This is a genomic window from Micromonospora humi, from assembly GCF_900090105.1.
Classification (GTDB): Bacteria; Actinomycetota; Actinomycetes; order Mycobacteriales; family Micromonosporaceae; genus Micromonospora; species Micromonospora humi.
This window is the reverse complement of record NZ_FMDM01000004.1, coordinates 325,491-343,142: the sequence shown is the minus strand read 5'-3', so window position 1 is coordinate 343,142 and position 17,652 is coordinate 325,491. Positions and strand designations below refer to the sequence as shown.

At 73.0% G+C, this 17,652-nt stretch carries 15 protein-coding genes and 1 pseudogene; 11 read left to right on the top strand and 5 right to left on the bottom strand.

Going from position 1 to position 17,652, the window contains the following annotated elements:
- Window positions 1-54: 54 nt before the first annotated feature.
- Window positions 55-1,212 carry a galactokinase gene (gene galK, locus GA0070213_RS09895; protein WP_091061113.1) on the bottom strand — a complete coding sequence of 386 codons (1,158 nt, stop codon included), beginning with the start codon at window positions 1,210-1,212 and terminating at the stop codon, window positions 55-57.
- Window positions 1,209-2,195 carry a UDP-glucose 4-epimerase GalE gene (galE, locus tag GA0070213_RS09890; RefSeq protein ID WP_091061110.1) on the bottom strand — a complete coding sequence of 329 codons (987 nt, stop codon included), beginning with the start codon at window positions 2,193-2,195 and terminating at the stop codon, window positions 1,209-1,211. The genes galK and galE overlap by 4 nt, the downstream gene beginning before the upstream one ends.
- Window positions 2,196-2,371: 176 nt before the next feature.
- Here galE and GA0070213_RS09885 point away from each other — a divergent pair, with 176 nt between their 5' ends.
- The 6 genes and pseudogenes from GA0070213_RS09885 to GA0070213_RS09860 all read left to right on the top strand — a co-directional run bounded on the left by GA0070213_RS09885 (window position 2,372) and on the right by GA0070213_RS09860 (window position 6,899).
- The gene (locus tag GA0070213_RS09885) at window positions 2,372-3,388 is read left to right on the top strand and encodes a hemolysin family protein (protein ID WP_091061107.1); all 1,017 of its coding nucleotides are present in this window, start codon (window positions 2,372-2,374) and stop codon (window positions 3,386-3,388) included.
- Window positions 3,389-3,421: 33 nt separating this feature from the next.
- Entirely contained in the window at window positions 3,422-4,447 is a 1,026-nt protein-coding gene (gene trpS / locus GA0070213_RS09880) for a tryptophan--tRNA ligase (RefSeq protein WP_091061104.1), read from the top strand.
- A gap of 14 nt (window positions 4,448-4,461) precedes the next feature.
- The gene (locus GA0070213_RS09875) at window positions 4,462-5,007 is read left to right on the top strand and encodes a 2'-5' RNA ligase family protein (protein ID WP_091061100.1); all 546 of its coding nucleotides are present in this window, start codon (window positions 4,462-4,464) and stop codon (window positions 5,005-5,007) included.
- A gap of 56 nt (window positions 5,008-5,063) precedes the next feature.
- Complete coding sequence (locus GA0070213_RS09870) at window positions 5,064-6,011, top strand: YihY/virulence factor BrkB family protein (RefSeq protein ID WP_091061505.1); 948 nt, start codon at window positions 5,064-5,066, stop codon at window positions 6,009-6,011.
- Window positions 6,008-6,379: pseudogene (locus tag GA0070213_RS09865) on the top strand (GntR family transcriptional regulator); the annotation flags it as partial. The gene GA0070213_RS09870 and the pseudogene GA0070213_RS09865, both read left to right, overlap by 4 nt.
- A 76-nt stretch (window positions 6,380-6,455) precedes the next feature.
- On the top strand, window positions 6,456-6,899 hold the full coding sequence (locus tag GA0070213_RS09860) for a hypothetical protein (RefSeq protein ID WP_091061093.1): 444 nt from the start codon (window positions 6,456-6,458) through the stop codon (window positions 6,897-6,899).
- Window positions 6,900-7,050: 151 nt separating this feature from the next.
- Here GA0070213_RS09860 and GA0070213_RS09855 read toward each other — a convergent pair whose 3' ends face one another.
- Window positions 7,051-8,685 carry a glycoside hydrolase family 13 protein gene (locus GA0070213_RS09855; RefSeq protein WP_091061089.1) on the bottom strand — a complete coding sequence of 545 codons (1,635 nt, stop codon included), beginning with the start codon at window positions 8,683-8,685 and terminating at the stop codon, window positions 7,051-7,053.
- 174 nt (window positions 8,686-8,859) lie between these two features.
- Entirely contained in the window at window positions 8,860-9,930 is a 1,071-nt protein-coding gene (locus GA0070213_RS09850; protein ID WP_091061084.1) for a LacI family DNA-binding transcriptional regulator, read from the bottom strand.
- Window positions 9,931-10,127: 197 nt separating this feature from the next.
- On the opposite strand from GA0070213_RS09850, the gene GA0070213_RS09845 reads away from it, so the two are divergent.
- The 4 genes from GA0070213_RS09845 to GA0070213_RS09830 all read left to right on the top strand — a co-directional run bounded on the left by GA0070213_RS09845 (window position 10,128) and on the right by GA0070213_RS09830 (window position 15,869).
- Window positions 10,128-11,381: a sugar ABC transporter substrate-binding protein gene (locus tag GA0070213_RS09845; RefSeq protein WP_091061081.1), complete on the top strand. Its 1,254-nt coding sequence runs from the start codon at window positions 10,128-10,130 to the stop codon at window positions 11,379-11,381.
- Window positions 11,381-13,024, top strand: a complete 1,644-nt coding sequence (locus GA0070213_RS09840; protein WP_091061077.1) for an ABC transporter permease subunit — start codon at window positions 11,381-11,383, stop codon at window positions 13,022-13,024. The genes GA0070213_RS09845 and GA0070213_RS09840 overlap by 1 nt, the downstream gene beginning before the upstream one ends.
- Window positions 13,021-13,932 carry a sugar ABC transporter permease gene (locus tag GA0070213_RS09835; RefSeq protein WP_091061073.1) on the top strand — a complete coding sequence of 304 codons (912 nt, stop codon included), beginning with the start codon at window positions 13,021-13,023 and terminating at the stop codon, window positions 13,930-13,932. The genes GA0070213_RS09840 and GA0070213_RS09835 overlap by 4 nt, the downstream gene beginning before the upstream one ends.
- Window positions 13,933-14,069: 137 nt before the next feature.
- Complete coding sequence (locus GA0070213_RS09830) at window positions 14,070-15,869, top strand: alpha-amylase family glycosyl hydrolase (protein WP_091061070.1); 1,800 nt, start codon at window positions 14,070-14,072, stop codon at window positions 15,867-15,869.
- A 55-nt stretch (window positions 15,870-15,924) separates the two neighbouring features.
- Here GA0070213_RS09830 and GA0070213_RS09825 read toward each other — a convergent pair whose 3' ends face one another.
- A complete protein-coding gene (locus GA0070213_RS09825) occupies window positions 15,925-16,512 on the bottom strand; it encodes a TetR/AcrR family transcriptional regulator (protein WP_217628602.1) in 588 nt (195 codons plus the stop codon).
- A gap of 98 nt (window positions 16,513-16,610) precedes the next feature.
- Between GA0070213_RS09825 and GA0070213_RS09820 the strand changes: the two genes are divergently transcribed.
- Complete coding sequence (locus tag GA0070213_RS09820) at window positions 16,611-17,603, top strand: hypothetical protein (RefSeq protein WP_217628601.1); 993 nt, start codon at window positions 16,611-16,613, stop codon at window positions 17,601-17,603.
- Window positions 17,604-17,652 lie beyond the last annotated feature (49 nt).

The following is a 17,652-nucleotide window of genomic DNA, read 5'->3' as shown; positions in this document are numbered from 1 at the left end:
CGTGGGTGAGAAGGGGCCCCTTCTTGACGCCAGGCGTTAAGAAGGGGCCCCTCCTTACCCGCGGGTGACGCCGGCGGCGGGGAGGACCGTGAGGGTGCCGGGGGCGGCGAAGCCGCGCTCGGCGTACGCGGCGGTCACCGCGTCGGCCACCGCGTCGGCGTCGGCGGCGTCGACGAGGGCGAGCACGCAGCCGCCGAAGCCGCCGCCGGTCATCCGGGCGCCGTGCGCGCCGGCGGCCAGCGCCGCCTCGACCGCGGTGTCGACCTCCGGCACGGTGATCTCGAAGTCGTCGCGCATCGAGGCGTGCGAGGCGGTCAGCAGCGGACCGATGTCGCGGGCCCGGTCGGCGCGGAGCAACGCGACGGTGTCGAGCACCCGCTGGTTCTCGGTGACCACGTGCCGGACCCGGCGGCGGGTCTCCTCGTCGTCGAGGCGGGCCAGCGCCGCGTCGAGGTCGGCGACGGGCACGTCGCGCAGGGCGGCCACCCCGAGCGTCGCGGCGGCCCGTTCGCAGCTCCTGCGCCGGGCGGCGTACTCGCCGTCGGCGTGCCGGTGCGGCGCGCGGGAGTCGACGACCAGCACGGCCAGCCCGGCGGCGTCCAGGTCGAACGGGATCTGCTCGACCTCCTCGCTGCGGCAGTCGAGGAAGAGCGCGTGCCCCTCCCGGCCCCGGACGACGGCGGACTGGTCCATGATCCCGGTCGGCGCGCCGACGTAGTCGTTCTCGGCGCGCTGGGCGAGCCGGGGCCACCGGTCGGTGGGCAGGTCGAGCCCGCCGAGGTCGACCAGCGCGGCCAGGACCGCCGACTCGATGGCGGCCGACGAGGAGAGCCCGGAGCCGACCGGGACGTCGGAGGCGATCGCGAGCCGCGCGCCCGGGACGTCGAGGCCGGCGGCGCGCAGCGCCCACACCACACCGGCCACGTAGGCGGCCCAGCCGTCGACCCGGCCGGGCTCGTCGGCCTCCGCGGCCCCGAACTCGACCGGCTCGTCGTCCAGCTCCGACCAGACCGTCCAGCGGCCGTCCGGGCCGGGCGCCGCGGCGACCACGGTACGCAGGGGGAGCGCGAAGGGCAGCACGAAGCCGTCGTTGTAGTCGGTGTGCTCGCCGATCAGGTTGACCCGCCCGGGAGCCGCCCAGCGGACGGCCGGCTCGGCGTCGTACCGCTGCCGGAAGCCGGCGGTGGCGCGGTCCGCGACGTCGCCGCTCATGCGGTCGGCCCGGCGATGTGCTCGCGGTAGAACGCCCAGGCGTCGCCGACCATGTCGTGCAGGGTCGGCTTCGCCGGCACCCAGCCCAGTTCGTCGCGGGCCAGCGCGGACGACGCGACCAGCTCGGCGGGGTCGCCCTCGCGGCGCGGCGCCACCTCGACCGGCACCGGGTGACCGGTGACCTCGCGGACCACCTCGACCACCTGACGGTTGGTGAACCCGTTGCCGTTGCCCAGGTTGTAGATCCGGTGCCGGCCCGGCGTGGCCGCGTCGAGGGCGAGCAGGTGGGCGCGGGCGAGGTCCTCGACGTGGATGTAGTCGCGGACGCAGGTGCCGTCGGCGGTGGGGTAGTCGTCGCCGAAGAGCTGGAGCTTCTCGCGCCGGCCGGCGGCCACGTCGAGGGCGATCGGGATGAGGTGCGTCTCCGGGTCGTGCCGCTCGCCGATGGTCGCGCCGTCGTGCCGGTAGGCCCCGGCGACGTTGAAGTAGCGCAGCGAGACGGCGCCCAGCTCGTGCGCGATCGCCTCGGAGGTGAGCGCCATGTCGACGGCCAGCTTGGTTGCCCCGTAGGTGCTGGTGGGGGCCTTCACGGCGGTTTCCGGGATGGGTAGCTCGGTGGGGTTGCCGTAGACGGCGGCGGTGGAGGAGAAGACCATCCGTGGGACCCGGGCGGCGCGGACCGCGTCGATGAGGGCGAGCGAGCCGACGGTGTTGGTGTGCCAGTAGAGCTCGGGGCGGGTCATCGACTCGCCGGCGGCGATCAGGGCGGCGAAGTGCAGCACGCCGTCGAACCCGGCGTCGGGGGTGAGCACCCGGGCCGCCTCGTGCACCGGCAGGTCGACGTGGGTGGCGTCGGGGGCGAGCGCCTCGCGGTGGCCGGTGCGCAGGTCGTCCAGCACGGTCACCCGGTGGCCGTGGTCGAGCAGCATCCGGGTCACCACGCTGCCGATGTAGCCGGCGCCGCCGGTGACGAGCAGTTTCACGTCGGGGTCCTCCTGCCTGGCCGCGTCCGCGTCGGCCGTCCGTGATCACCCTACGGCCGGCGGCTGTGGCGCCGCTGTCGAGTGAGTCCCGCCCCCATTCCACCACGATCCACCAGGATTGAACAGATACGCACATTGGGTCTGCCGTCCGGCGGGCGCTGTCTACCATGCTTGTCATGCGGGAAGCGGGTGGTCCCGGGCCCCGGCGGCGACCGTCGGGGCGGCCCCGGCGCGAACCCCGCCCGCTGGCCCGGGCCGTGGCCCGCGTCGTGGTGCGGGCCGCCGACGGCGCCACCCGCCTGGTCACCGGCCTGCTCGGGGCGAGCCCCACCGCCGGGCGGGAACGGATCAGCGAGGCCGAGCTACGCGACCTGGTGGCGGCCAACACGCTGCTCGACGCGGACGAGCGCCGGATCATCGACGAGGTGCTGGTGGCCGGCGCGCGGCTGATCCGCGAGGTGATGGTGCCCCGCACCGAGGTGGTCTTCCTCGCCGCCGGCCTGCCCGTGACCGAGGCGCAGCGACTGGTGCGGGCCGATCCGCACACCCGCTACCCGGTGGTGGACGGCACCCACGACGACGTGGTCGGCCTGGTGCACCTGCGGGACGTGCTGCTCCGCCCGGAGCCCGCCGGCCCGGTCGCCGTCGGGGAGCTGACCCGCGAGGTGAAGCGGCTGCCGGGCAGCAAGCGGGTGCTCGCGGCGCTCACCGAGATGCGCCGGGAGGGCCACCACCTGGCCGTGGTGGTCGACGAGTACGGCGGCACCGCCGGCATCGTCACCTGCGAGGACCTGGTCGAGGAGCTGGTCGGGGAGATCCACGACGAGGGCGACGGCCCACCCGGTCCGGCCCCCGCCGGCCTGCCCGCCGTGGTCGACGGCCGGCTCAACCTGGCCGACTTCGCCGAACGCACGGGCGTCCCCCTGCCCGCCGGCCCGTACGAGACGGTCGGCGGATACGTGATGGCCGCGCTGGGCCGCCTGCCGGTGACCGGCGACGAGGTGCCGGTCTCGGCCGGGACGGACGACGGGGTGGACGCCACCGATCCGGAGGGCTGGCTGCTGCGGGTGCTGGCGCTCGACGGCCGGCGGGTGTCCCGCCTGGCGGTCTCCACCCGGCGTCTGCCCGAGCCCCGGCGCGAGGTCAACGGGCCGCCGCCACCCGTACCGGCCCGACCCGCCGGCCCGTCATGACGAATCCCCGGCCTTGCTGACAGAATCACCGCCATGTCCGACGTACCCGTCCGCCCGCGCGTCTTCTCCGGCATCCAGCCGACGGCCGACTCGTTCCACCTCGGCAACTACCTGGGCGCGCTGCGGCACTGGGTGGCCCTGCAGGACAGCCACGACGCGTTCTACTGCGTGGTGGACCTGCACGCGATCACCGCGGGGCACGACCCCGAGGTGCTGAAGCGGCGCAGCCGGGTGGCGGCCGCGCAGCTCTTCGCGCTGGGCATCGACCCGGAGCGCAGCACCCTCTTCGTCCAGTCGCAGGTGCCCGAGCACCCGCAGCTGGCCTGGGTGCTCGGCTGCATCACCGGCTTCGGCGAGGCCGGCCGGATGACCCAGTTCAAGGACAAGTCGCAGAAGCAGGGCAGCGAGCGGGCCAGCGTCGGCCTGTTCACCTACCCGATCCTGCAGGCCGCCGACATCCTGCTCTACCAGGCGCACGCGGTGCCGGTCGGCGAGGACCAGCGGCAGCACCTGGAGCTCTCCCGCGACCTGGCCCAGCGGTTCAACTCGCTGTTCGGCCCGACGTTCACGGTGCCGGTGCCGCACATCGTGAAGGACACCGCGAAGATCACCGACCTGCAGGACCCGACGGCCAAGATGTCGAAGTCGTCCTCCTCCCCGGCCGGCATCATCGACCTGCTGGAGGACCCGGCCCGCTCGGCCAAGAAGATCCGCTCCGCGGTCACCGACACCGGGCGCGAGATCGTCTTCGACGCGGAGGGGAAGCCGGGCATCTCCAACCTGCTCACCATCTACTCCGCGCTGTCCGGTCGGGGCATCGACGACCTGGTCGCCGCGTACGACGGCCGGGGCTACGGCGACCTCAAGAAGGACCTCGCCGAGGTGGTGCGGGAGTTCGTCACCCCGGTCCAGGAGCGCACCAACGGCTACCTGGACGACCCGGCCCAGTTGGACAAGCTGCTCGCGCAGGGCGCGGAGAAGGCCCGGGCGGTGGCGGCCGGCACGCTGCGCACCGCGTACGACCGGGTCGGCTTCTTCCCCCCGGTGCGGTCCGAGTAGCGGTCGGCGCAGAGATGTCGGACAACGTGACGGCCGGCGGGGACACGATCCAGATCGGGATCGCGGTGGACATCCCCGAGCCGTGGGGCGGGATGCTCACCCGTCGGCGGGTCTCCGCCGGTGACCCGCTGGCCGTGCCGGCCCACGTCACCCTGCTCGGGCCCACCGAGATCCCGATCCACGCGCTGCCCGCGGTCGAGGAGCACCTGACCGGGGTGGCCGCCGCGCACCTGCCGTTCACCCTGCACCTGCGCGGCACCGGCACGTTCCGCCCGGTCACCCAGGTGGTCTTCGTGACGGTGGCGGCCGGGATCAGCGAGTGCGAGCTGCTCGCCTCCGCCATCAACTCGGCCCCCGAGCTGCGCCGCGAGGCGCGGTTCCCCTACCACCCGCACGTGACCGTGGCCCAGGACGTGCCGCCCGAGGTGCTCGACAAGGCCTACGAGGATCTCGCCGACTTCTCCGCGCTGTTCGAGGTGGAGGCGTTCACGCTCTTCTCGCACAGCGGGGCGGCCCGGTGGCAGCCCCGCCGCGACTTCCGGCTCGGCGGCCGGCGCTGAACACCCGACCCGCCGGGCCTCCTCCGCCGGGGGCGGTGATCGGCGAGGATGGCGGGGTGAACGTCTTCGGCCGGATCGAGGCGGCGGTCGGGCGCCGGATCGACGCGGCCCGTGGTCGCTCGCCGGTCTTCGACCACCTGTGGCAGGCCGGGACGCTCTACGCCGACCTGCTCGCCGGTCGGCTCGCCGCCGCCATCGCCTACTACGGCTTCTTCGCCGTGTTCGCGCTCGCGCTGGTCGCGTACTGGATCTTCGGCGCGGTGCTGCGCGACAACGAGGACGTCAGCCGCGCGGCGGCCGACTTCCTCCGGGAGAACCTGCCCTTCCTCGACCCGGCGCAGATCGCCGAGAGCAGCAACACCGTCGGCGTGGTCGGCCTGATCATCCTGGTCTTCACCGGGATCGGGTGGGTGGAGGCGATCCGCTCCTCGCAGCGGCTGATGTACGGCTTCAACCAGCAGCCCGGCAACCTGGTCATGCGTCGCCTGGTCGACCTCGGCGTGCTGGTCGCGGTCTTCGTGCTGCTCTTCGTCTCGGTCGCCGCCGTCGACGCGCTGGAGTCGCTGCTGCGTTTCCTGCTGCGCAGCACCGGCTCGGTCGGCCTGACCACGGTCAGCGCGGTGCTCAGCGTGCTGGTCAACGCCGTGCTGGCCGCCGCGCTGCTGCTGGCCGTGCCCCGGCTGCGGATGAGCCGCCGCCGGCTGCGCCCGGCGGTGCTGACCGTCGCCATCGGCATCACCCTGCTCAACACCGTGGGGCGTTACTACGTGGTGCGCACCGAGCGGAACCCCGCCTACACGGTGGTGGCCACCGCGGTGGGCCTGCTGCTCTACCTCTACCTGCTCAACCAGTTGGTGCTCTTCGGCGCCGCGCTCGCCGCCACCAGCCGCTACGGCCGGGTGGTGGACCTGGCCGAGGGTGGGGCCGGGGCGCGGGAGGTGGACGTGGAGGCGGACGTGCTCGACGAGGAGACCGATCCGGGCACACCCGGAGGCGGCGGATGAGCCCGCGCGTCCGGGTCGACGCCGAGTCGGCGGTGCCCCCGTACGAGCAGGTGCGCGCGCAGCTCGCGAGCGCCATCGGCGACGGTCGGCTGGCGGTGGGCACCCGGCTGCCCGCGGTCCGGCAGCTCGCCGCCGACCTGGGCCTGGCGGTGAACACGGTGGCCCGGGCCTACCGCGAGTTGGAGTCCGCCGGCCTGGTGGAGACCCGGGGCCGGCACGGCACCGTGGTGGCCCCGGGCCGCGACGACGCCACCGACCGGCTGCACCGCGCCGCCGCCGGGTACGCGGCCGAGGCGCGTCGCCTGGGTGTCCCGCCGGAGCGGGCGCTCGCCCTGGTCCGTGCGGCGCTGGACGCCGGTACGCGTGGTGGAGAGCGGTCGCCTGAGCGGGGAGAGTCGGGGGATTGGCGTCCCCGCGCGGGCGCGCAGCGACCATGATGGGCCGGTGGGCGCACTCGTGACACTGGACCTGCCGGACGACTCGCCGATGCTGGGCCTGCCGTGGATCATCACGTTCGGCCCGCTCGGCGCGGAGGACGAGTGGGAGCCGGTGGTCTGCGGCCCGTACGAACGACCGCACGCGCTGGCGCTGGCCGAGGCGGTGGTGGCGGAGGAACAGCTGATGGCGGTGGTGGAGCCGCTGCTTCCGGCGCTCACCCCGGAGGAGATCCGCGGCGAGATCGCCGCCGCCCAGATCGCCGCCGCCGACGAGGTGGCCGAGATCGACCAGGCGGATCTCTACGGCGACTTCGAGGACGTCATCGACGACGAGCTGGAGTTGGCCGCCGAGCGCCAGCCGGAGCCGCAGCCGGCGAGCCCGCCGGACCGCGACGAGGTCCGGGCCGGGTTCGCCCGGATCGCCGCGCTGCTCACCGCGAAGGGCGGCTGACCGCCGGCGCGGGCGTCGATGGACACCGGCCCCCGGGAGCGGACTCCCGGGGGCCGGTACCACCTCACCCCCCACCACAAGGGGTCGGCAGCCCAGCCGCCCGTCGGCGCGGGGCACAACGGACGGCCAGGTCGTTGGCGGGTTACCCGGCTCAGCGCCGTTCGAACCACGCGGTCGTGTCCACCGGCAGGACGTGTCCGTCGCCCCGCTCGGTGAGGTCGGCGCTGGCGACGAGCGGCCGGCCGTGGCCGGCCACGGTCACGTCGGCGCCGCTGAGGTTGACCACACAGGTCAGCTCGGTGTCACCGGCGGCGCGACGGAACGCCAGCACGCCGGGCTCGGTCTCCAGCCAGGTGATGCCGGCGAGGCCGGCCAGCGCGGGGTGCTCGCCCCGGATCCGCAGCGCGGCCCGGTAGAGCTCCAGCGTCGAGCCGGGCGTTCCGGTCTGGGCGGCCACCGAGAGGGCCCGCCAGGTCGCCGGCGCGGGCAGCCAGCTCAGCTCGCTGCCGTCCGGCCCGAAGCCGTACGGGGCCAGCTCGCCGCTCCACGGGATCGGCACCCGGCAGCCGTCGCGGCTCTCGCCGGTGCGCCGGAACGCCGGGTCCTGGCGCAGCTCGTCGGGGAGGTCCAGCACCTCCGGCAGGCCCAGTTCCTCGCCCTGGTAGACGTACGCGCAGCCGGGCAGCGCGAACATCAGCAGCGCGGCGGCCCGGGCGCGGCGCAGGCCGACCTCGCCGTCGCCGTAGCGGGTGACGTGGCGCTGCCGGTCGTGGTTGGAGAGCACCCAGGTGGTCGGCGCGCCGACGATCGTCGACTCGGCAAGCGCCGTGTCGATCACCTTGCGGAACGAGTCGGCCGACCAGGTGGCGTCGAGGAAGTCGAAGCTGAACGCCTGGTGCAGCTCGTCCGGACCGATGTAGCGGGCCAGCCGCTGCGGCGTCTCGGCCCAGGCCTCGGCGACCGCCATCCGTCCGCCGGGGTAGCTGTCCAGGATCGGCCGCCAGGCGCGGTAGATGTCGTGCACCTCGTCCTGGTCGAAGTAGGGCAGCCGGCCCTTGCCGAGCAGCTCCGACTGGCGCTGCCCGGTGGTCATCGAGTTGAAGCCCACGTCGGGCAGGCCCTCGGCCTTGATCATCCCGTGCGCCACGTCGATCCGGAAGCCGTCCACGCCGCGGTCCAGCCAGAACCGCAGGACGTCCTCGAACTCGGCGCGCACCTCGGGGTGGCGCCAGTTCAGGTCGGGCTGCGCCGGGTCGAACAGGTGCAGGTACCACTGGCCGTCGACGACCCGGGTCCAGGCGGGGCCGCCGAAGATGCTCTCCCAGTCGTTGGGGGGCAGCTCGCCCTGCTCGCCCTTGCCGTCGGCGAACAGGTAGCGCTCGCGCTCGGGTGAGCCGGGGCCGGCGGCGAGCGCGGCGGCGAACCACGGGTGCGCGCTTGAGGTGTGGTTGGGCACCAGGTCGACGATGATCCGCAGGCCCAGGGCGTGGGCGTCGGTGATCATCTCATCGAAGTCGGTCAGGTTGCCGAAGAGCGGGTCGACGTCGCGGTAGTCGGCCACGTCGTAGCCGGCGTCGACCTGCGGGGAGGTGTAGAAGGGGGTCAGCCAGAGCGCGTCGACGCCCAGGTCGCGCAGGTAGGGCAGGCGCCCCCGGATGCCCTGGAGGTCGCCGACGCCGTCGGAGTTCGCGTCGGCGAAGCTGCGGACGTAGACCTGGTAGACGACCGCGGAGCGCCACCAGTCGTCGTCGGTGGTCAGCGGCGCGGGGGTGGGGGCGGAGGTCATCGGCGTCGATTCCCGTTCTGTGGCGGCACAGGGTGTCTGAGCAGAATGCCGCGCCGCCTCTGCAAGAGTCAAGCATTCCTTGCGCAAGAAATGACCGCGATCACGCTCCGGCCAGGCCGATCACGCACGGGTAGCCGTCCCGGATCGCGGGACGGCGGGGGCGAGGGGTCGGCGTCAGGCGGGGACGGCGAGGGAGCTGGGGGTGGGGCGCTGGCGCTTGACCGTGGGGGTGGGGCGGGCGACAGCGGTGGAGCCGCGCACCACCAGCTCGGGACGGAACAGGTATTCCGAGTGCGGGGCCGCGTGCCCGTTGATCTCGTCGACCAGGGCCCGCACCGCGGCGACCGCCATCGCGGTCACCGGCTGACGCATGGTGGTCAGCGGCGGATCGGTGAAGGCCATCAGCGGCGAGTCGTCGTAGCCGACCACGGACAGCTCGCCGGGCACGGACCGGCCGCGTTGCCGGGCGGCCCGGATCGCGCCGAGCGCCATCAGGTCCGAGCCGCAGACGATGCCGGTGACGTCCCGCTCGATGAGCCGGCCGGCGGCCGCCTCGCCGCCCTCCACGCCGAACAGGGACAGCTCGGCCAACTCGTCCAGCTCGCTCTCGGCCACGCCGGCGAGCCGGGACATGGCGGCCCGGAAGCCGGCCACCCGGCGCTGCACCGGCACGAACCGGTCCGGACCGGTGATCAGCCCGATCCGGCGGTGGCCGAGCGCGACCAGGTGGGCGACCGCCAGCTCGGTGGCCTCCCGGTCGTCGCAGGAGACGAACGGCGCGGCGATGTTGGGGGCGAACCCGTTGATCATGACGATCGGCAGCGGCCGGGCGATCAGCGCCCGGTACCGGTCGTGGTTCGCCGCGGTGTCGGCGTGCAGGCCGGAGACAAAGACGATGCCGGAGACCTGGCGGTCCAGCAGCATCTCCACGTACTCGTCCTCGGTGACCCCGCCCGGGGTCTGCGTGCACAGCACCGGGGTGAACCCGCTCTGCGCCAGGGTCGACTCGATGACCTGGGCGAACGCCGGGAAGATCGGGTTCTCCAGCTCGGGCACGACCAGGCCGACCAACCCGGCGCTGCGCTTGCGCAGCCGGGCCGGGCGCTCGTAGCCGAGCACGTCGAGGGCGGTGAGGACGGCCTGCCGGGTCTCCGGGGCCACTCCGGGGCGGTCGTTGAGCACCCGCGACACCGTGGCCTCGCTGACTTCGGCCTGTTGGGCGATGTCGGACAGTCGAGCGCGCATGGCGGCACTTTAGCTCAACGGCAAAGTCTTGCGTACACTTCTGCAAGCCCTTCCATTCTCTGCAACCTCTTGCTAACGTCCCCGCAACATGCGAGAGCAGCGGCGCAGTACCCCCGCGCCGGTCAGCAAGAAATTTCAGAGGTTTCCACTGGCGGTCGCCCTTCCCCCGGCGGACCGCCATGACGACAGGAGTACCGATGCGCATCCGTACCGCGGGTGTGGTCGCCGTCCTCGGCCTGGCGCTCGCCGCGTCCGGCTGTGGTGACAGCGGCAGCGACAAGCCGGCCGCCGAGCAGTCCGCCAGCAAGGCGACCGGTGGCAAGCTGGTCATCTGGGCCGACGACAAGCGCACCGCCGCCCTCAAGCCCTTCGCCGAGGAGTTCGGCAAGGAGAACGGCGTGACCGTCGAGGTCCAGGCCGTCTCCAAGGACCTGCAGACCAACTTCGTCACCGCCTCCCAGCAGGGCAGCGGCCCGGACGTCGTGGTCGGCGCGCACGACTGGATCGGCAACCTGGTCCAGAACGGCGCCATCGACCCGGTCCAGCTGCCGGCCGAGCAGAAGACCGGCTTCAACGAGACCGCGATCAAGGCCGTCACGTTCAACGGCCAGCTCTACGGTGTGCCCTACGCCACCGAGAACGTCGCGCTGATCCGCAACACCGAGCTGGCCCCCGAGGCGCCGAAGACGATCGAGGACCTGGTCGCCACCGGCAAGAAGCTCAAGGCGCAGAAGAAGGCCACCGAGATCCTCTGCCTCCAGTCCGGGCAGAACGGCGACGCGTACCACATCTACCCGCTGTACACCTCGGCCGGCGGCTACCTGTTCGGCACCGCCGCCAACGGCGACTACGACCCGAAGGACCTGGGCGTGGGCAAGCCGGAGTCGATCGCCGCGTTCCAGAAGATCGGCAAGCTCGGTGAGAAGGGCGACGGCGCGCTCAAGCGTTCCATCACCCCGGAGAACGCCATCTCCACCTTCACCGGCAAGAAGTGCGCCTTCCTGGTCTCCGGCCCGTGGGCCGTCGCCGACGCCAAGAAGGCCAACATCAAGTACGACATCTCCCCGGTCCCCGGCTTCGCCGGCGCCAAGGAGGCCCAGCCGTTCGTGGGCGTCCAGGCGTTCTACGTCGCCGCCAAGGGCAAGAACAAGGCGCTGGCCCAGGAGTTCGTCACCAACTACGTGACCAAGCCCGAGCTGGCCGTCGCGCTCTACAAGGCCGAGCCGCGCCCGCCGGCGCTGACCGCCGCCTTCGACCAGGTCAAGGGCGAGGACGCGGACCTGGCCAAGTTCTCCGAGGCCGGCAAGAACGGCCAGGTGCTCCCGGCGATCCCGGCCATGGCCGCGATCTGGGACCCGTTCGGCAAGGCCGAGGCCGCCGTCATCGGCGGCGCCGACCCGGCCAAGACGATCACGGCCGCTGGCAAGACCATCCAGGGTCAGATCAAGTAATGAGCGAGCCGCTGTCCGGCCCGGGGTCCGCCACGCGGACCCCGGGCCGGGAGCCCGCTCGGCCCGGGCTCCCGCGCTCCTCCCGTACCGCGCGGAACCACGCGCCGATCACCGCGACCGGTCTCCTCGTCAAGGTGGTCCTGCTCGGCCTGGTGGCCGGAATCGCGCTCTGGGCGGCGTTCCCGCTCATCGAGGCCGGATACTGGCTCGGACTGGGCGTCCTGACGGTCACCACCGCCGGCCTGTTCTACCTCTACCTGAGCCGTCGGCACATCCCGGCCAAGTACCTGGTCCCCGGCACGCTCTTCCTGATCGCCTTCCAGATCTTCCCGGTGCTCTACACCGCGAGCACCGCGTTCACGAACTTCGGCGACGGACACCGCGGCAGCAAGGACGACGCGGTCGTCGCCATCCAGACCTCCTCGGTGAAGCAGGTTCCCGGCTCGACCGAGTACGCGCTCACCATCGCCACCACCGGTGATCCGGCGACCGGGCCCCTGACCTTCCTGCTCAGCGACCCGAAGACCAAGGAGGTCTTCGCCGGTGACGCGGGCGGGCTGCGTCAGCTCGACGCCTCCGACGTCACCGTCAGCAGCCTCAGCGGCAAGATCACCGCCGCCGACGGCTACACCGTGCTGAACATCGGGCAGGCCAGCGGCCGCAGCGACGCGATCACCGCGCTGATCGTGCCGACCGACGACGGCGCCATCCGCTCCAACGGCCTCACCCGGGCCTACGAGGGCAAGGCGGCCCGGGCGTACGACGCCGGCTGCGACTGCGTCAAGGACAGCGAGACCGGCAAGACCTGGACCGCCGACGAGAAGATCGGCTCCTTCGTGGCCGCCGACGGCGAGCGGCTCACCCAGGGCTGGAAGGTCAACGTCGGGCTGAAGAACTTCGGCGCGGTACTCACCGACCCGAACATCTCCAAGCCGTTCTTCGGCACCCTGGCCTGGAACTTCGCGTTCGCGATCGGCTCGACCGGGTTCACCTTCCTGCTCGGCATGGCCATCGCGCTCGCGCTGCACTCGCCCCGGATGCGGGGCACCAACTTCTACCGGGTGCTGCTGATCCTGCCGTACGCCATGCCCTCGTTCGCGATGCTGCTGGTCTGGCGGGACATGTTCAACACCGACTTCGGCCTGCTCAACAACCTGTTCGGGCTGGACGTCGACTGGTTCGGCGGTGCCTGGTCGGCCCGGATCGCGGTGCTGCTGGTGCAGCTCTGGCTCGGCTACCCGTACATGTTCCTGGTGGCGACCGGCGCGCTCCAGGCCATCCCGCGGGAGTTGACCGAGGCCACCTCGGTCGACGGGGCGTCGCCCTGGCAGTCGTTCAAGGCGGTCACCCTGCCGCTGCTGCTGGTGGCGCTCTCGCCGCTGCTGATCGCGTCGTTCGCGTACAACTTCAACAACGTCAACGCGATCCTGTTCACCACCGAGGGCGGGCCGTTCGCGCCGGACAACCCGCGCAACGGCGCCACCGACCTGCTGATCACCTACACCTACCGGCTGGCGTTCGGCGCCCAGGGCGCCGAGTTCGGCCTGGCGGCCACCGTCTCGATCTTCATCTTCGCGATCGTGGCGACGGTCTCGGCGATCAGCTTCCGGCGCACCCGCAAGCAGGAGGAGGTGTACTCGTGACCAGCCTCGCGGAAACGCCGGCGGCTCACCGCCACACCGGTCGCGGTCCGGCCGGCCGGACCCGCAACCGGTGGTTCACCCAGGTCGGCTGGCGGCACCTGGTCGGGGTGCTGGCCGTGGTGTTCAGCCTCTTCCCGATCCTGTTCGTGATCTCGGCGGCGCTCAACCCGCTCGGCACGCTCTCCTCGACCCAGTTGCTGCCGACCGGTGCGTCGCTGGAGAACTTCACCAACCTGTTCGACCGCACCGCGTTCGGCCACTGGTTCCTCAACTCGCTGCTGCTCGCGGGCGTGGCCAGCTTCGCGTCGATCTTCCTGTCGGCGCTGGCCGCGTACGCGTTCTCGCGGATGCGGTTCGCCGGGCGTCGGGTCGGCCTGCTGGCGTTGCTGCTGATCCAGATGTTCCCGCAGTTCCTGGCGATCGTGGCTATCTTCCTGATCTTCACCACGCTCACCGACCTCTACCCGGTGATCGGCTTCAACACCCCGTGGGGCCTGTTCCTGCTCTACATGGGTGGTGCGCTGGGGGCCAACACCTGGCTGATGAAGGGCTTCTTCGACACGCTGCCGAAGGAGCTGGACGAGTCGGCGACCATGGACGGCGCCTCGCACGTGCAGGTCTTCTTCCGGATCATGCTGCCGCTGGTGGCGCCGATCCTGGCGGTGACCGGCCTGCTCGCGTTCATCGGCTCGATCAACGAGTTCATCATCGCCAACGTGTTCCTCACCAACACCGAGTCGAAGACCCTCGCGGTCGGCATGTACGGCCTGGTGGCGGGCGAACGCAACAACAACTTCGGGATGTTCGCGGCGGGCACGCTGCTCACCGCGATCCCCACGGTGCTGGTGTTCCAACTTCTCCAGCGCTACATCGTCTCCGGCCTCACCTCCGGAGCCGTCAAGGGCTGAGCCTCCTCGGCTCACGCTGCGGCAAGGGCGTCGTGTCGGCGTACACCACAGCGGTTTGGAGGGCGGACCGTCGCGGTCGGGTGACCGATCGCGACGGTCGCCCCACTCACTGTCGGTACGACGCGAAAGGCCCCACCATGTCCCTACAGCCGCACCACGACGGATCCGCCACCTACGTGCCGGAGCAGGAGCCCGCGCTCGGGCAGACCGTGCCGGTCTTCGTCCGGGTACCGGCCGGCGCCGGCGTCGACCAGGTGCACGTGCGCACCACCGGCGACGGCGAGCCGCACTTCGCCGAGGCGGTCGTCGACCGCACCGCCGGCGGTGACGTGTGGTGGCGGGCCGACGTCGAGGTCCGCAACCCGGTCAGCAACTACCGCTTCCTGCTCGACGGCGACGCCGGCCCCCGCTGGCTCAACGCCGCCGGCCTGGCCGGCCACGACGTGCCGGACCACGGCGACTTCAAGCTGGTCAGCTACGCGCCGCCACCGGCCTGGGCGCGGGACGCGCTGATCTACCAGATCTTCCCGGACCGGTTCGCCCGCTCGGCCGCCGCCGACGGCCGCACCGCCCCGGACTGGGCCATCCCGTGTGACTGGGACACCCCGGTGATCGGCCGGGGCCCGGAGACGCCCCGCCAGTTCTACGGCGGCGACCTGGACGGGATCACCGAGCGCCTGGACCACCTGGAGCGGCTCGGCGTCAACACCGTCTACCTCACCCCGATCTTCCCGGCGCGCTCCAACCACCGGTACGACGCGTCCAGCTTCGACACCGTCGACCCGCTGCTCGGCGGCGACCCGGCGCTGGTCCGGCTCGCCGACGCGGTCCGCGCCCGGGGCTGGCGGCTGCTCGGCGACATCACCAGCAACCACACCGGCGACGCGCACCGCTGGTTCACCGACGCGATCTCCGACGTCGACGCACCGGAGCGCGAGCTGTACTACTTCGACCTGCCCGGCTCCGACTACGAGTCGTGGAACGGGGTCAAGTCACTGCCGAAGCTCAACTGGGGCAGCGCGGAGCTGCGCCGGCGCTTCGCCACCGCCGAGGACTCGCTGCTGCGCCGCTGGCTGTGCCCGCCGTACGGGCTGGACGGCTGGCGGGTGGACGTGGCGAACATGACCGGCCGGCGCGGCGCGGACGCGTACACCCACGAGGTGGCGCGACTGCTGCGCGAGGTGGTCGCCGAGACCCGGTCGGACGGGCTGCTGCTCGCCGAGCACGGCCACGACCACACCGGCGACCTGGACCGCGACGGCTGGCACGGCACCATGAACTACGTCGGCTTCACCGACCCGGTGTGGTCCTGGCTGCGGGCCGGCGACGGGCCGGTGCCGAACTTCCTCGGCACGCCGGGCGGGGTGCGGCGGCGGGACGCGGACGCGGTGCTGGCCACCATGAACGCCTACCGGTCGCTGATCTCCTGGCGGTCGTACACGCACTCGTGGCAGCTGCTCGGCTCGCACGACTCGGCCCGGATCCGCACCGTGGTCGGCGACGCGGCCCGGCAGGAGGTGGCCGCCGGGCTGCTCGCCACCATGCCCGGCACCCCGGTCGTCTTCGCCGGTGACGAGCTGGGCCTCACCGGCACCAACGGGGAGGGCTCGCGTACCCCGATGCCGTGGCACCGGCCGGAGAGCTGGGACCGGCGCACGTTCGACGCGTACCGGTCGCTGCTGGCGCTGCGCCGCGACGAGCCGGCGCTGCGGCACGGCGGCCTGCGGTGGGTGCACGCCGACGCGGACACGCTGGTCTTCCTCCGCGAGACGCCGACCGGCGCGGTGCTGGCGCTGGCCCGCCGCGCCCCCGGCGCCCCGGTCCACCTGACCGGCCTGCCCGCCGCCGAGAACATCTACGGCGGCGCGCCCGCGCTGCCCCCCGGCACCGCCACCCTGCCCGCGGACGGCCCCACCTTCCAGCTCTGGCGCTGGTGAAAGGAGGGGCCCCTTGTTAACGCATTCTGCATGACAAGGGGCCCCTCTTCACACCTCAACGCAGGAGAGCGCGGGCGCCGGCGAGGTAGGTGGCGCGGTCCGGGGAGCCGGTGAGGATGCGCTGGGTGAAGTAGCCCGGCACCAGCCCGAACAGCGCCGCGCCCACGGCGGCGGGATCGGCGTCCGCGGGCAGCTCGCCGGCGTCGCGGGCCCGCTCGGCGGCGGTCACGAAGTGGCCGCGCAGCCGGGTGTACGTGGCGGCGACGAACTCGGCCAGCACCGGGTCCCGCTGCGCCTCGCTCCACACCTGCAGGGCCAGCGGCAGCACGCCGTCCGGGCCGAGCTGGGTGTCGACGAAGGTCAGGGCGCGTTCCAGCACGCCGGTCAGCGGCAGCGGCGGGTCGGCGGTGGACAGGTCGGCGAAGGTCGCGTCGGCGGTGCCGATCACCGCCTGGGCGATGGCCGTGATCAGGTCGTTCTTGCTGGGGAAGTAGCGGTAGACCGCACCGACGGAGAGCCCGGCCTCCTTGATCACGTCCTGCATCGAGGTGTGGTGGAACCCGTCGCGCACGAAGCAGCGCCGGGCCGCGTCGAGGATCTGCTGGCGGCGGGCGGCGAGGTGCTGTTCGGAGACGCGTGGCACGACACACATTCTAAAGCGAACGTTCGTTCTTGACGAACGCGCGCGTGGCGGCGCACGCTCAGTCCAAGAGAACGAACATTCGTTTTAAGGAGATCGCGATGCCCCGCTCACCGTGGACCCTCGCCGCGCTGCTCGTCGGCGCGGCGGTGGTGGTGCAGGCACTGCTCGTACCGTTGTTCGCGGCGCCCGCCGCGCACCTCGCGCCGCGCGACCTGCCGGTGGCCGTGGCCGGCCCGCCGCCGGCCGTCGCCGAGCTGACCGCCCGGCTGGCCGCGGCCCGCCCCGGCGGCTTCGCGGTCACCACGCTGCCGGACGCGGCGGCGGCCGACCGGGCGCTGCGCGACCGCGAGGTCTACGCCGCGTTCCTGGTCGGCCCGGACGGCGTCGCCCTGCACACCGCGCCGGCCGCGAGCCCGACCGTGGCGGCCCTGCTCACCGAGGCTGCCGGCCAGCTCTCGGCCGGCCGGCCGGTGCCGGTGACGGCTGTCGTCCCGACCGATCCGGACGACCCGCGCGGGGCCGGGTTCGCCGCGGGCTTCCTGCCACTGGCGCTCACCGGCATGCTGGCCGGCGCGCTGCTCACCCTCCTGGTCGCCGGCCGCCGCGCCCGGCTGGCCGGCCTGATCGGGTACGCGGTGCTGGCCGGCGCGGCCGGCGTGGCGGTGCTGCACGGCTGGCTCGGCCTGCTCGACGGCGACCCGTGGCGGGAGTCGGCCGCGATCGGCCTGTTCTCGCTCGCCGCCGCCGGCACCGTGGCGGGTCTCGGCGCGCTGCTCGGCCGCGCCGGCCTCGGCCTCGGGGCGCTGCTCGTCTTCCTGATCGGCAACCCGCTCTCCGCGGTCGCCGCCGCGCCCGAGCTGCTGCCGCAGCCGTGGGGGGCGGTCGGGCAGTTCCTGCCGGTCGGCGCCGGCGGCACGCTGCTGCGCTCGGCGGCCTTCTTCGACGGCGCGGGCGCCGGCCGGCCGCTGGCCGTGCTCGCCGGGTACGCGCTGGTCGGGCTGGCCCTGGTCCTGCTCGGCCGCCGGGCGGGCGGCGGCGCGGACCCGGCGCCGGTGGCGGCGCGGCCGGCGGCGGCCCAGGTCACGGTATGACGGCACCTGGGCGAGCTGACTACTACGCGGCGTCGTTGATGGGGAACAA

Bases quoted from the DNA above. Each gene is read 5' to 3' on its own strand.
- galK (WP_091061113.1), bottom strand. From the start codon at position 1,212: ATGAGCGGCGACGTCGCGGACCGCGCCACCGCCGGCTTCCGGCAGCGG.
- GA0070213_RS09885 (WP_091061107.1), top strand. From the start codon at position 2,372: ATGCGGGAAGCGGGTGGTCCCGGGCCCCGGCGGCGACCGTCGGGGCGG.
- trpS (WP_091061104.1), top strand. From the start codon at position 3,422: ATGTCCGACGTACCCGTCCGCCCGCGCGTCTTCTCCGGCATCCAGCCG.
- GA0070213_RS09875 (WP_091061100.1), top strand. From the start codon at position 4,462: ATGTCGGACAACGTGACGGCCGGCGGGGACACGATCCAGATCGGGATC.
- GA0070213_RS09855 (WP_091061089.1), bottom strand. From the start codon at position 8,685: ATGACCTCCGCCCCCACCCCCGCGCCGCTGACCACCGACGACGACTGG.
- GA0070213_RS09850 (WP_091061084.1), bottom strand. From the start codon at position 9,930: ATGCGCGCTCGACTGTCCGACATCGCCCAACAGGCCGAAGTCAGCGAG.
- GA0070213_RS09845 (WP_091061081.1), top strand. From the start codon at position 10,128: ATGCGCATCCGTACCGCGGGTGTGGTCGCCGTCCTCGGCCTGGCGCTC.
- GA0070213_RS09840 (WP_091061077.1), top strand. From the start codon at position 11,381: ATGAGCGAGCCGCTGTCCGGCCCGGGGTCCGCCACGCGGACCCCGGGC.
- GA0070213_RS09830 (WP_091061070.1), top strand. From the start codon at position 14,070: ATGTCCCTACAGCCGCACCACGACGGATCCGCCACCTACGTGCCGGAG.
- GA0070213_RS09820 (WP_217628601.1), top strand. From the start codon at position 16,611: ATGCCCCGCTCACCGTGGACCCTCGCCGCGCTGCTCGTCGGCGCGGCG.